This is a genomic window from Streptomyces sp. NPDC031379, assembly GCF_055569615.1.
In genome coordinates this window covers 35,015-46,952 of sequence record NZ_JBVIIT010000007.1, presented here as the reverse complement: position 1 = coordinate 46,952, position 11,938 = coordinate 35,015, and the positions used below count along the sequence as shown (strand labels likewise).

Sequence of the window (11,938 nt, the reverse complement as noted above, 5' to 3'; positions counted from 1 at the left end):
CGTCACCTCCGATAGCCGAGCACCGTCATCATCCCGCTCTCCGAGTGGTACTGGTTGTGGCAGTGCAACATCCACAGCCCCGGATTGTCGGCGTCGAAGTCGACCACCAGCTTCCGGTGCGGCAGCACCACGGCGGTGTCCTTGCGGGCGCCGACCGCATCGAGGCCGGTCAGCGCGAAGGTGTGCCCGTGCAGATGCAGGGGATGCCACATGTCCGTGGCGTTGACGAGGGTGAGCCGCACCCGTTCGCCGGCACGGACCGGGTGGCGTTCGCGCACGGAGTAGGGCCGGTGGTCGAACCCCCAGTCGTACTTCTTCATGTTTCCGGTGAGCCGGATGCGCAGTTCGCGGTCGGGGCGGCGGTCGTCGAGCGCCACGGAGTCGTCCGGCTCGAGACGGCGCGCGGGGACCGTCTCCCCGTCGAGTTCGTCCGGGCGCACCTCAGGTGAGGGAAGGTTCCTGCCCTTGTCCGTGCGGAGGACGGCGAGGGCCGTGCCCTTCTTGCCCTCGGGCAGGGCGACCAGGGGGAAGACGCCGTCCCGGGCGGTGATCAGGACGTCGTACCGCTCCGCCATGCCGACGAGGAGGGCGTCGGTCTTCTTGTGCTTCACGGGATAGCCGTCGGTGTGCGTGACGGTCATCTCGTGGTCGCCCAACGCGATCCGGAAGGCGGTCTCGGAACCGGCGTTGATGATGCGCAGCCGGACGCGGTCGCCGGGGCGGCAGCGGAACACCGAAGGATTGGCGGGCAGGCGCCCGTTGACCAGGTAGTAGGGGTAGGCGACGCTGCCGCCCTCCCCGTGGAGCATGCGGCTGTGGGACTTGTGCAGCACCCGCGAGGGGCCCGAGGGGGACTTGGGCGGCGACGCGTGCCCGCTCGCCGACCGGTGGGGGGACGGGCTGCCGTGTCCGGGGCCCATGGCCATGTGTCCCATGTGCGCGGACCCGGCGGGCTGGAGCTGCCCGAGCACCGCGTCGGGGGTGGAACCGTCCACGCCGTCGACCCAGTCGTCCAGGACGACGATCCATTCCTTGTCGTAGGCCAGGGGCTCTTTGGGGTCGTCGACGATGAACGGCGCGTAGAGGGCGCGGTCGGCCTGCATGCCGACGTGGGAGTGGAGCAGATAGGTGCCCGGGTGGGGGACGGCGAAGCGGTAGAGGAAGTCCGCCCCCGAGGGGATGGCGTTCTGGGTCAGTTCCGGAGCGCCGTCCATGTCGCAGCGCAGCCGCAGCCCGTGGGAGTGCAGCGTGGTCGTGGCGGGCAGCCGGTTGGTGAGGGTGAGCGCGAGGATGTCACCGGCGGTCACCCGCACCAGGGGGCCCGGCAGCGCCTCGTTGTACGCCCAGCTCCGGACCGACCGCCCGCCCAGGTCCAGCGTGGTCGCGCCGGCCGTGATCCGGTACGTGCGTACGGGACCCGACCCGCGTCTCCGCTCGGCGGCAAGGACCTCCGGATCCGACGGATTGACGTACCCCCGGGGCCCGGCCGGGACGAACTTCCCTGAGCCGTCGGCGCGTTGGGGGCCGGAGCTGGGCTCGGTACCTGAGCCGGTGCAGGCTGCCAGGAGTCCCGCGCCGGCGGCGGCGATCGGGGTACGGAGGAGGGTACGCCGAGAAGGTTTGAACATGTCTAAATAAGACATGTTGCCTGGTCATATAGCCGGGTGATTCGGCTGAATGCCCGATGTGTCGGTGGCAGATTCCACCGCCAGGCGGACGCACGCGGGTGTCACGCCCGGCGCGCCCGTCCGTCCCCGGCCCTCAGGCGGCCTTGGCCTTGGTGGCGTACATGTCGACGTACTCCTGGCCCGACAGGCGCATGACCTCGGTCATGACGGAGTCGGTCACGGCCCGCAGCACATAGCGGTCCCGGTCCATGCCGTCGTACCGCGAGAACTCCATCGCCTCACCGAACCGGACGGTCACGCGGCCGGGCCGCGGGATCCCCGCCCCGCCCGGCTGCAGCTTGTCCGTGCCGATCATCGCGAAGGGGACCACGGGCGCGCCCGTCATCAGCGTGAGGCGGGCGATGCCGGTGCGGCCGCGGTAGAGGCGGCCGTCGGGGGACCGCGTGCCCTCCGGGTAGATGCCGAAGATCTTGCCCGCCTCGAGGACGCGGCGGCCGGTCATCAGCGCCGCCACACCGCCGCGACCGCCGTCGCGGTCCACCGGGATCATGCCGACGCCCGTGAAGAACCAGGCCATGAGCCGGCCCTTGAGGCTCTTGCCGGTGACGTACTCGTCCTTGCCGATGAAGACGACCTGACGGTCGCAGACCAGGGGCAGGATCATCGAGTCGATGAATGTCAGGTGATTTCCGGCCAGAATGACCGGGCCGTCCCCCGGGATGTGCTCCGCGCCCTCCACCTGTGGGCGGAACATCAGGCGCATGATCGGTCCGAGCACTGCCTTGATGAGCGCGAAGCGGGACAACGGGTCCTCCGATGTCGAGGGAGAGCGATATGAGTCTGTGCAGGTGAGGACATTACTCGCGGCGCCCCGGCGAGCGCACATCGGGGAGGCCCGGTTCACCGAGGTCTTACGAAGTGTTGACGCGGGTTTACCTGCGGTGCGGTGCCGGGGACGGGCCGTCACATCGTGGCGACGGTGTGACGGACATCGCGCGGGGTCCTCGTCCGCCGGGTACCCGGGCCGCGCCCGCCGATGCCGACGGACCGTCACCTCTCGCCTCCCACAGGACATGTGCCGGCACCCGCGTGTTCGAACCGAGGACTCCCGTCCGTCACGCGCGCACCCCTACGATCGGCGCGCACCGAAGGCGCGGAGCGCCGAAAACAGACGCAGGGCGACGGCAGGAGGGCGCTGATGGGCGGCGACCAGGCGAACGAGCGGACACACGGCATCACGGGACGGCGGGCGATCCTCGGCGCCGCGGTGCTCGGCGCGGGCGGGGCGGTCCTCGGGCTGCCCGGCACGGCCGGGGCCGCCGAGGTCCGGACGGCCGGGCACGGGGGGCGCGGGCTGAAGAGCCTGCCGGTGCCGACGATCATCGGCCACCGGGGAGCCAGCGGCTACCGGCCCGAGCACACCTTCGGCTCGTACGACCTGGCCCTGGACCTGGGCGCCGACATCGTCGAGGCCGGTGACCTGGTCCCCACCAAGGACGGCCACCTCGTCTGCCGGCACGAGCCGGAGATCGGCGGCACCACGGACGTCGCCTCCCACCCCGAGTTCGCCGACCGCAGGACCACCAAGCTCCTCGACGGCGTCTCCACCACCGGCTGGTTCACCGAGGACTTCACGCTCGCCGAGCTGAAGACGCTGCGCGCCACCGAGCGCATCCCGGCCAACCGGCCGCACAACACCCTCTACGACGGGCGCTGGGAGATCCCCACGTTCGAAGAGGTCCTCAAGTGGCAGGACGAGCAGACCCGCAAGCGCGGCAAGCAGGTCTGGATCTACCCCGAGACCAAGCACCCCACCTACTTCCGCAACCTCGGCCTCGGCCTGGAGGAGCGGGTCGCGAAGCTGCTGCGCAAGTACGGCAAGGACGGCCGGAACTCGCCGGTCATCCTGCAGTCCTTCGAGCCGACCAGCATCCAGAGGCTGAACCAGCTGGTCGACAACCCGCTCGTCGTCCTGCTCTCCTCGGCCGGCAGCCGCCCCTGGGACTTCGTCGAGGCGGGCGACCCGCGCACGGTCGCCGACCTGATCACGCCCAAGGGCCTCAGGGAGATCGCCGGCTACGCGCAGGGCATCGGTCCGACCCTGGACCTGGTCATACCCAAGAAGGCGGACGGCACCCTGGCCGAACCCACCACGCTGGTCGCCGACGCGCACAGGGTGGGTCTGATCCTGCACCCGTACACCATGCGCAACGAGAACCCCTTCCTGCCGGCCGAGTACCGCAAGGGCAGCGCGGCGGACGCCTACGGAGACGTCTTCGGCGCCTTCCGGAGGTACTTCGCGACCGGCATCGACGGTGTCTTCACCGACAACGCCGACACCGGCCTGCTCGCCCGCGCCGACTTCCGGAACGGCTGACCGCGTCAACCGGCACAGCCGCCGGCGCCCCGTTCGGGGTGACTCCGAGCCGCCCCGGCAACCCACCGCCGGGGCGGCTCGTCGTTTCGCATATGACGCACGACCTGGTAGCCACCCTGCGCCCGCTGCTCACCGCCGAGGCCTCCGCGGAGGCATATGCCTCCGGGGGTGAGCCGGGCGATCTCGAGCAGGCCGTCTGGCTCCGCCTGCTGGAGCGGCTCGAGACCGACGGGCCACCGCCGGACCCGCACGGCTGGCTGCGCAAGGCCGTCCGCGCCGAGGCCCGGCGTACCCGTCGCACCACCCGCCTCGAACGCCCGTACCGCGCCGAGCCGGCCGATGACGTCCGCCCCGGCCCCGAGCAGCACGCCCTCACGACCGCCCGGTACCGCGCGCTGCGGGCGGCGGTCCGCCGGCTGCCCGGCCGCTGCCCCCGGCTCATGGAGGCGCTGCTCTCTCCGAAGGACATGACATACCGGGAGATCGCGGGGGAGTTGGGTATCTCACAGGGCAGCCTTGGCCCGGAACGTTCCCGATGTCTCGGATGTCTGCGTCGTTTGCTCACCCTGGAGGTTGCTTCCGGCGAAGTGCGGGGATAGGAGTGAGGAACGACAGGTGATCAGGTGAGCGGGAGGCATGCGCACATGGGCATGAGCGTGACCATCTCGGTGGCGACCGAGCAGGACGCGGAGCAGATCTTCAGGCTCCAGTACCTGTGCTTCCAGAGCGAGGCGGCGCTGTACGGCAACTACCGCATCGACCCGCTCGTCCAGACCCTGGACTCCGTCCGCGAGGAGGTCGCCGCGGACTGCGTCTTCGTCGCCCGGCTCGGCGACGAGGTCGTGGGCTCCGTGCGCGGCAAGGTCACCGAGGGCGGCGCCGCGGCCATCGGCAAGCTCTGCGTCCACCCGCGCCTGCAGGGCCACGGCATCGGCGCGCGGCTGCTGCGCGCGGCCGAGGCGGCGCTGGAGGAGGAGCGCGGCGCCACCAGGTTCCGCCTCTTCACCGGCCACCGCAGCGAGGGCAACCTGCGCCTGTACCGCCGCTCCGGCTACCAGACGGTGGGCAGGTCCCAGGGCGCCGACGGGGTGGAGATGATCATCCTGGAGAAGCAGGCGGGAACGGGAACCTTCGCGGCAACGGCGTGACGACCGGCTGAGGGGGCGCCGCCTTCAGGCGCCCCTTCGCTCCCGCGCCTTCCGCAGCCAGTACATCGCGGAGAGCGGCAACAGCACCGGGATGAAGACGTACCCCATCCCGTACTTGGACCACACGGTCGCATCCGGGAACGCGGACGGCTCCACCAGCGTCCAGGTGCCGACGACCAGCACCCCCGCCAGCTCGGCCGCGCAGCAGACCAGTGCCGCCCTGCGGGCCGTCTCGCCGCCGCGCACGAGGGTGTAGGTGATGAACCCGTACACCACGCCGGCCCCGGCCGAGAGGACGTACGCGAGCGGCGCCCGGTCGAACTCCGTGGCGATCTGGTACACCGAGCGCGACACCGCGCCGACCACCATCACGCCGTAGAACCAGACGAGCAGCAGGCCCGGCCCGCTGATCAGCCGGGTCGGCTTCTCCTCCGCCGCGGTCACCTCAGCCTCCCCAGATGTCGTAGAGCCGTACTTCGAGCACGGCCAGGACCACACCGCCCGCCGCGACCGTCACCGAACCCCAGCGCGTCCGCTCGGACAGTGACATGAACCCCGTCACCGGAACGCACGCGAAGGCACCCAGCAGATACGCCACGAAGATCGTCGTGCCCTGCTCCGGCTTCTCGCCCCGCGCCAGCTGCACGATCCCGATCACCAGCTGGACGGCGGCCAGCAGCGACACCACGGCCATGCCGATGAAGTGCCAGTCCTTGGTCGGCTGGTCCCGGTAGGCGGCCCAGCCGCACCAGGCGGCGAGCAGCAGCGCGGCGATGCCGGTCACCAGCGTCAGGGCATTGAGCATGCCGTGACCTTATTACGGCCGAAACGACCCATCGTCGCCGCCCCCGTCGTACGCCGTAGGGTCTAGACCATGATGTTCCACGCGCACGCCCTCCTGTTCGACAACGACGGCACCCTCGTCTCCTCCCTCGACTCCGTCGACCGCTGCTGGACCCGCTGGGCCGGGGAGTACGGGATCACGGCCGAGGAGTTCGGGCGGGTGGAACTGCACGGGCGGCCCGCGGTGGAGATAGTCGCCGACCTGCTCCCCGCCCACCTCGTGCCGGAGGCGGTCGCCCGGGTCGAGCAACTGGAGGTCGAGGACGTGGCCGACGGCGGTGTGCGGCTGCTGCCCGGCACCCGGGACTTCCTGGACTCCCTGCCGGCCGACCGCTGGGCCGTCGTCACCTCCGCCACGCGGCGCCTGGCCGAGGCCCGCCTGGACGCCGTCGGCATCCGCCCGAAGGCCCTGATCTCCGCCGACGACATCACCCGCGGCAAGCCCGACCCCGAGCCCTACCTGCTCGCCGCCCGGCAGCTCGGCGTGGACCCGGCCCGGTGTGTCGTCTTCGAGGACGCCCCCGCCGGACTCCGCGCGGGCCGCGCGGCCGGTATGACCACCGTGGCGTTGGCCACAACGCACCGAGCGGAGGAGCTGGACGCCGATCTGGTGGTCAGGGATCTGTCGGCCTTGTCCGCACTGGTCACCGGCGAGGCCGTGGAGATCTCGGTCCGCGGCTGAGCGTGCGGCCGGGGGTGTCCGCCCCTGTCCACCATGCGGACAGCGGCGGCCGGTCAGGACCGTACGTCTGGTTTACTGATCGCATGACCACCACGAGCAGCCGCATCCTTGCGACCGAGGCGACCCCCACGCCCGGTGCTCGTTGTATGTGTCCGTGTCGAATGTGCGCCTTCTAGAGGGCCCCCGCACCACCTGAGCCTCGCGCCCCGAAGCGAGAGCCCGCGGCCTGTCCGGCGTCCGAGTCCGGGCGTACGCGACCCAAGGCCGCCCGCGCCGCACACACGACGTTCTCCCCGGTTCCACCGCCACCCGAGAACCGTGCCGCGTCCCTGACCGAACGCACGAAACGCATCCGTGCCCGGGCACACCCACGCCCGCGCACTCGACAGTGACGGAAACCCACGTGATCACCACCACGGGCCTGACCAAGGTCTACCGCTCCCGCGGCCGTGAGGTCACCGCCCTCGACGGCGTCGATCTCCACGTCCGCGAAGGCGAGGTCTACGGCGTCATCGGCCAGTCCGGCGCCGGCAAGTCCTCCCTCATCCGCTGCGTCAACCTGCTGGAGCGCCCCACCGCCGGCACCGTGACCGTCGCCGGGCAGGACCTCACCGCCCTGGCCGGCCGCGGACCGCGCGCCGGCAAGGACCTGCGCCGGGCCCGCAGCCACATCGGCATGGTCTTCCAGCACTTCAACCTGCTGTCGTCGCGGACCGTCCAGGACAACGTCGAGCTGCCGCTGGAGATCCTCGGCAAGTCCGGCAAGGAACGCTCCCGCAAGGCGCTGGAACTGCTGGACCTGGTCGGCCTCGCCGACAAGGCCAAGGCCTACCCCGCCCAGCTCTCCGGCGGCCAGAAGCAGCGCGTCGGCATCGCCCGCGCCCTCGCCGGCGACCCCAAGGTGCTCCTGTCCGACGAGGCCACCAGCGCCCTCGACCCGGAGACCACCCGCTCCATCCTCCAGCTGCTGCGCGACCTGAACCGGCAGCTGGGCCTCACCGTCCTGCTCATCACCCACGAGATGGACGTGGTGAAGTCGATCTGCGACTCCGCCGCCCTGATGGAGAAGGGCCGGATCGTGGAATCCGGCACGGTCAGCGAGCTGCTGGGCACCCCGGGCTCCACGCTGGCCGCCGCGCTGTTCCCGGTGGGCGGCGAGGCCTCCGGCACCGACCGGACCGTCCTCGACGTCACCTTCCACGGCGAGGCCGCCACCCAGCCGGTCATCTCCCAGCTGTCGCGCACCTACAACATCGACATCTCGATCCTCGGCGCCGCCATCGACACCGTCGGCGGCCTCCAGATCGGCCGCATGCGCATCGAACTGCCCGGCCGCTACGAGGACAACGTGGTGCCGGTCGGCTTCCTGCGCGAACAGGGCCTGCAGATCGACGTCGTCGGCAGCGAGGGCGAGGAGCCCGTGCTGGTCAAGGAGGGTGCGAAGTGACCTGGTCCGAGAAGTGGGAACTGCTCCGGCCCGAGTGTTGGAACACCCTCTACATGGTCGGGTGGTCCACGCTCATCGCCGTCGTCGGCGGTCTGCCGCTCGGCATCCTGCTCGTCCTCACCGAACGCGGCGGCCTGCTGCAGAACGTCGTGGTGAACAAGGTCCTCGGGCAGGTCGTGAACGTCACCCGCTCGATGCCGTTCATCATCCTCATGGTCGCGCTGACGGACTTCACCCGGTTCGTCACCGGGACCAGCATCGGCCGTGACGCCGCCATCGTGCCGCTCGCCATCGGCGCCATCCCCTTCTTCGCCCGGCTCGTCGAGACGGCTGTCCGCGAAGTGGACGGCGGGCTCGTCGAGGCCGTGCAGTCGATGGGCGGCAACACCCTCACCATCGTCCGCAAGGTCCTGGTCCCGGAGGCCCTGCCCTCGCTGATCGCGTCGGCGACCACCACCCTCGTGGCCCTCATCGGCTACTCCGCGATGGCCGGCACCGTCGGCGCCGGCGGCCTCGGCGACCTCGCCGTCCGCTACGGCTACCAGCGCTTCGAGACCGGGCTGATGTGGGTGATCGTCGCGATCCTCGCCGTCGTCATCGCCGTCATCCAGTTCGCCGGCGACCTCGCGGCACGCTCTCTGCACAGCCGCGGCGCCCGCTCCGGTCCCGTACCCAGGCTCCGCCTGCTCAAGGCCAAGGAGCCCGCGGCTGCCGACGTCGGCAAGGTCGCGTAACACCCCCAGACTCCCCGTCACCCGTCACGGGGTCGCACCACCCATAAGGAAAGGCACTTTTCGTGCGTAACACCGCCAAGTTCACCACCGCCGTCCTCGCCGCCGGAGCCCTCACCCTCGGGCTCACCGCCTGCGGCTCGGACAAGGACTCCGGCTCCTCCGACTACAGCGGCCCGCTGGTCGTCGCCGCGAGCCCGACCCCGCACGCCGAGATCCTGAACTTCGTCAAGAAGGACCTGGCGAAGAAGGCGGGCCTCGACCTGGAGGTCAAGGAGTTCACCGACTACATCACGCCGAACACGGCGACCGAAGACGGTGACGTGGATGCCAACTACTTCCAGAACCAGCCGTACCTGGACGACTTCAACAAGAAGCGCGGCACGCACATCGCGCCCGTCGTCACGGTGCACCTGGAGCCGCTCGGCCTCTACTCCCACAAGGTGAAGAAGGCCGACGCCCTGAAGAGCGGTGCGACCATCGCGGTCCCGAACGACTCCGTCAACGAGGCCCGCGCCCTGAAGCTGCTCGCCGCCAACGGGCTCATCACCCTCAAGGACGGCGTCGGCACCGAGGCCACCCCGCGGGACATCACCAAGAACCCCAAGAACCTCAAGTTCAAGGAGGTCGAGGCGGCCCAGACCGCGCGCTCCCTGGACGACGTGGACGCGGCCGTGATCAACGGTAACTACGCCATCTCCGCCGGCATCAAGCCCGCCGAGGAGGCCCTGGTCCTGGAGTCCGCGAAGAACAGCCCGTACGGCAACTTCCTCGCCGTGAAGGAGGGCAACGAGAAGGACCCGCGGGTGAAGAAGCTCGCCAAGCTCCTCACCTCGCCCGAGGTCAAGAAGTTCATCGAGGACAAGTACCAGGGCTCGGTCATCCCCTCGTTCTGATCCGGGACACGACGTACGGGGTCCACTCCCTCAGCGGGAGTGGACCCCGTCGTGCGGTTCGGTGGTTTCATGCTGCATGCTGGGCAGTTCAGCAGGGCGGCCCCGTCGGTCCTGATGGTCCATCAACGTTTCCCGAAGGTTACGGAGCGGCGCATGACTAGCACCTTCCCCACCATCTCCATCAGCACGGAGCGGTTGGTGCTGCGTCCCCTCGACGAGGACGACGTGCCCGCCCTGTCCGAGATGATGAACGACGAGCAGGTCGGTGCCTGGACCAATGTGCCCCAGCCCTACACCCAGGACCAGGCCCGCCACTGGATCACCGCCTACGCCCCCGCCGAGCGCGCCGCGGGCCGGGGCCTCGACCTCGCGGTCACCGAGTTCCTCACCCAGCGCCTGGTCGGCCTCGTCCAGCTGGCCAAGACCAACTGGCACGTACGGTCCACCGAGATGTCGTACATCATCGCCCCCTGGGCCCGCGGGGAGGGATACGCCTCCGAGGCCGCCCTCGCCACCGCCCACTGGCTCTTCGGGGACCAGCGGTTCGAGCGCATCGAACTGCGCACCGCCGCCGACAACACCGCCTCCCAGCAGGTCGCGCAGAAGATCGGCTGTATCAGCGAGGGCGTGCTGCGCAACGCCTGCATAGTGCACCACCGCACCGAGGACGGCTCCTGGACCGACGTGCGCACCGACTACATCGTGTGGAGCCTCCTGCCGGAGGACCTGGAAGGCGCCGACGAGCAGTTCGCCGACACCGGCGGTTTCACGTCGTACTCCGACTGGAACTGACGCCCCCGGGACCACGGGCTCGGCCCCGGCGCGCGTCCGGCAGCCCCACCGGGTAGTCTCACGGAGCCCGCCCATGGGCCCCTCCCCTGACGAGCTGCGGAAACCTGGAGATACACGACGATGGCCGACCGGGTGACGGTGATCGGCTGGGACGGTTCGCCGCTGACCGACGCGGCACGCTCCGCCCTCGGCGCCGCCACGCTGGTGGCGGGCGCGGCCCACCACCTGGCACTGCCCGAGATCCCGCCCGGCGCAGAGCGCGTCCGCCTCGGCAGCGTCGCCCTGGCCGCCCGCCGCATCGCCGCCCACCGCGGCACCGCCGTGGTCCTCGCCGACGGCGACCCCGGCTTCTTCGGCGTCGTACGCACCCTGCGCGCGCCGGAGTTCGGCCTGGAGGTCGAGGTCGTCCCCGCCGTCTCCGCCGTCGCCGCGGCCTTCGCCCGCGCCGGCATGCCCTGGGACGACGCCCAGGTGGTCGTCGCCCATCCGCGCACCCTGCGCCGGGCCGTGAACGTCTGCCGCGCCCACACCAAGGTCGCCGTCCTCACCGCACCGGGCGCCGGTCCCGCCGAACTCGGCCTCCTGCTGGAGGGCGTCCACCGCACCTTCGTCATCTGCGAGGAACTGGGCACCGAACGCGAGCAGGTCACCGTCGTCACCTCCGACAAGGCCCCCGACCACACCTGGCGCGACCCGAACGTCGTCATCGTCATCGGCGGACCCGCCGGGCCGGGGGGCGCCGCCGAGGGCGGCGGCTGGATCGCCGGGCGCGACCCGGGGACCGGCCCGCGCGGCTGGGTGCAGCCCGACGAGACCTACGGCGGCGGCCTCGGCGAGGGCGAGACCGAACTGCTGCGCGCCGCCCAACTCGCCCGTCTCGGCCCCCGGGTCGGCGACCTCGTCTGGGACATCGGCTGCGGCAGCGGCGCGTTCGCCACCGAGGCCGCGCGCGCCGGAGCGGCCGTCATCGCGGTCGACCGCGACCCGCAGGCCTGCGCCCGGACCGAGAACACCGCACGCTGGTACGGCGTACAGCTGCACGTGGTGCGAGGCACCGCCCCGCATGTCCTGGAGAACCTGCCCGAACCGGACGTCGTACGGGTCGGTGGCGGGGGAGCGGCCGTCGTCTCCGCGGTCGCCGACCGGCGCCCGCAGCGCATCGTCACGCACGCCGCGACCCGTGACGCGGCCGAACTCGTGGGCCGCGACCTGACCGAGCACGGATACCGGGTCGAGTGCGCCCTCCTCCAGTCCGTCGAACTCGACACCCGGGCCTGGACCGAGACCGAGCGGAACGTAGCGTTCCTGCTCAGCGGGGTTCTGCCGGATCGCGCCCCGTGATCCTGTTGTCGTACCGCGCGCGGTAGGCTGGCCGATCGTTGTACCGCACCGGT

Annotated in this window: 13 protein-coding genes; 9 read left to right on the top strand and 4 right to left on the bottom strand. The window is 70.9% G+C overall.

The features are described 5' to 3' along the window. Positions 1-2 precede the first annotated feature (2 nt). A complete protein-coding gene (locus tag ACZ5CW_RS12030) occupies positions 3-1,628 on the bottom strand; it encodes a multicopper oxidase family protein (protein ID WP_468600192.1) in 1,626 nt (541 codons plus the stop codon). Between the two features lie 133 nt (positions 1,629-1,761). Further along, complete coding sequence (locus tag ACZ5CW_RS12025) at positions 1,762-2,433, bottom strand: lysophospholipid acyltransferase family protein (RefSeq protein WP_468600191.1); 672 nt, start codon at positions 2,431-2,433, stop codon at positions 1,762-1,764. 393 nt (positions 2,434-2,826) lie between these two features. Here ACZ5CW_RS12025 and ACZ5CW_RS12020 point away from each other — a divergent pair, with 393 nt between their 5' ends. The 3 genes from ACZ5CW_RS12020 (at position 2,827) to ACZ5CW_RS12010 (ending at position 5,153) form a co-directional block, all read left to right on the top strand. After that, positions 2,827-4,005, top strand: coding sequence for a glycerophosphodiester phosphodiesterase (locus ACZ5CW_RS12020; protein WP_468600190.1), 1,179 nt, complete (start codon positions 2,827-2,829; stop codon positions 4,003-4,005). Between the two features lie 92 nt (positions 4,006-4,097). Continuing rightward, the gene (locus ACZ5CW_RS12015; protein ID WP_468600189.1) at positions 4,098-4,604 is read left to right on the top strand and encodes a sigma-70 family RNA polymerase sigma factor; all 507 of its coding nucleotides are present in this window, start codon (positions 4,098-4,100) and stop codon (positions 4,602-4,604) included. 45 nt (positions 4,605-4,649) lie between these two features. After that, positions 4,650-5,153 (top strand): GNAT family N-acetyltransferase, encoded by a 504-nt coding sequence (locus tag ACZ5CW_RS12010; protein WP_468600598.1) that lies wholly within the window; start codon positions 4,650-4,652, stop codon positions 5,151-5,153. Between the two features lie 24 nt (positions 5,154-5,177). On the opposite strand, the gene ACZ5CW_RS12005 is transcribed toward ACZ5CW_RS12010, so the two are convergent. Together ACZ5CW_RS12005 and ACZ5CW_RS12000 are read right to left on the bottom strand one after the other, a co-directional pair. Further along, the gene (locus tag ACZ5CW_RS12005) at positions 5,178-5,597 is read right to left on the bottom strand and encodes a hypothetical protein (RefSeq protein WP_468600188.1); all 420 of its coding nucleotides are present in this window, start codon (positions 5,595-5,597) and stop codon (positions 5,178-5,180) included. A gap of 1 nt (position 5,598) precedes the next feature. Continuing rightward, the gene (locus ACZ5CW_RS12000) at positions 5,599-5,958 is read right to left on the bottom strand and encodes a hypothetical protein (RefSeq protein WP_468600187.1); all 360 of its coding nucleotides are present in this window, start codon (positions 5,956-5,958) and stop codon (positions 5,599-5,601) included. A gap of 69 nt (positions 5,959-6,027) precedes the next feature. On the opposite strand from ACZ5CW_RS12000, the gene ACZ5CW_RS11995 reads away from it, so the two are divergent. From ACZ5CW_RS11995 to cbiE, 6 genes are all read left to right on the top strand, one after another. Next, positions 6,028-6,678: an HAD family hydrolase gene (locus ACZ5CW_RS11995; RefSeq protein ID WP_468600186.1), complete on the top strand. Its 651-nt coding sequence runs from the start codon at positions 6,028-6,030 to the stop codon at positions 6,676-6,678. A 403-nt stretch (positions 6,679-7,081) separates the two neighbouring features. Continuing rightward, the gene (locus tag ACZ5CW_RS11990; RefSeq protein ID WP_468600185.1) at positions 7,082-8,125 is read left to right on the top strand and encodes a methionine ABC transporter ATP-binding protein; all 1,044 of its coding nucleotides are present in this window, start codon (positions 7,082-7,084) and stop codon (positions 8,123-8,125) included. Continuing rightward, positions 8,122-8,859 carry a methionine ABC transporter permease gene (locus ACZ5CW_RS11985; RefSeq protein ID WP_468600184.1) on the top strand — a complete coding sequence of 246 codons (738 nt, stop codon included), beginning with the start codon at positions 8,122-8,124 and terminating at the stop codon, positions 8,857-8,859. The genes ACZ5CW_RS11990 and ACZ5CW_RS11985 overlap by 4 nt, the downstream gene beginning before the upstream one ends. A gap of 62 nt (positions 8,860-8,921) precedes the next feature. After that, a complete protein-coding gene (locus ACZ5CW_RS11980) occupies positions 8,922-9,752 on the top strand; it encodes a MetQ/NlpA family ABC transporter substrate-binding protein (protein WP_468600183.1) in 831 nt (276 codons plus the stop codon). A 153-nt stretch (positions 9,753-9,905) separates the two neighbouring features. After that, complete coding sequence (locus ACZ5CW_RS11975; protein WP_468600182.1) at positions 9,906-10,544, top strand: GNAT family N-acetyltransferase; 639 nt, start codon at positions 9,906-9,908, stop codon at positions 10,542-10,544. Between the two features lie 120 nt (positions 10,545-10,664). Further along, positions 10,665-11,885 (top strand): precorrin-6y C5,15-methyltransferase (decarboxylating) subunit CbiE, encoded by a 1,221-nt coding sequence (gene cbiE, locus ACZ5CW_RS11970; RefSeq protein ID WP_468600181.1) that lies wholly within the window; start codon positions 10,665-10,667, stop codon positions 11,883-11,885. The last annotated feature ends 53 nt before the right edge of the window (positions 11,886-11,938 follow it).

Bases quoted from the DNA above. Each gene is read 5' to 3' on its own strand.
- ACZ5CW_RS12030 (WP_468600192.1), bottom strand. From the start codon at position 1,628: ATGTTCAAACCTTCTCGGCGTACCCTCCTCCGTACCCCGATCGCCGCC.
- ACZ5CW_RS12020 (WP_468600190.1), top strand. From the start codon at position 2,827: ATGGGCGGCGACCAGGCGAACGAGCGGACACACGGCATCACGGGACGG.
- ACZ5CW_RS12015 (WP_468600189.1), top strand. From the start codon at position 4,098: ATGACGCACGACCTGGTAGCCACCCTGCGCCCGCTGCTCACCGCCGAG.
- ACZ5CW_RS12010 (WP_468600598.1), top strand. From the start codon at position 4,650: ATGGGCATGAGCGTGACCATCTCGGTGGCGACCGAGCAGGACGCGGAG.
- ACZ5CW_RS12000 (WP_468600187.1), bottom strand. From the start codon at position 5,958: ATGCTCAATGCCCTGACGCTGGTGACCGGCATCGCCGCGCTGCTGCTC.
- ACZ5CW_RS11995 (WP_468600186.1), top strand. From the start codon at position 6,028: ATGATGTTCCACGCGCACGCCCTCCTGTTCGACAACGACGGCACCCTC.
- ACZ5CW_RS11975 (WP_468600182.1), top strand. From the start codon at position 9,906: ATGACTAGCACCTTCCCCACCATCTCCATCAGCACGGAGCGGTTGGTG.
- cbiE (WP_468600181.1), top strand. From the start codon at position 10,665: ATGGCCGACCGGGTGACGGTGATCGGCTGGGACGGTTCGCCGCTGACC.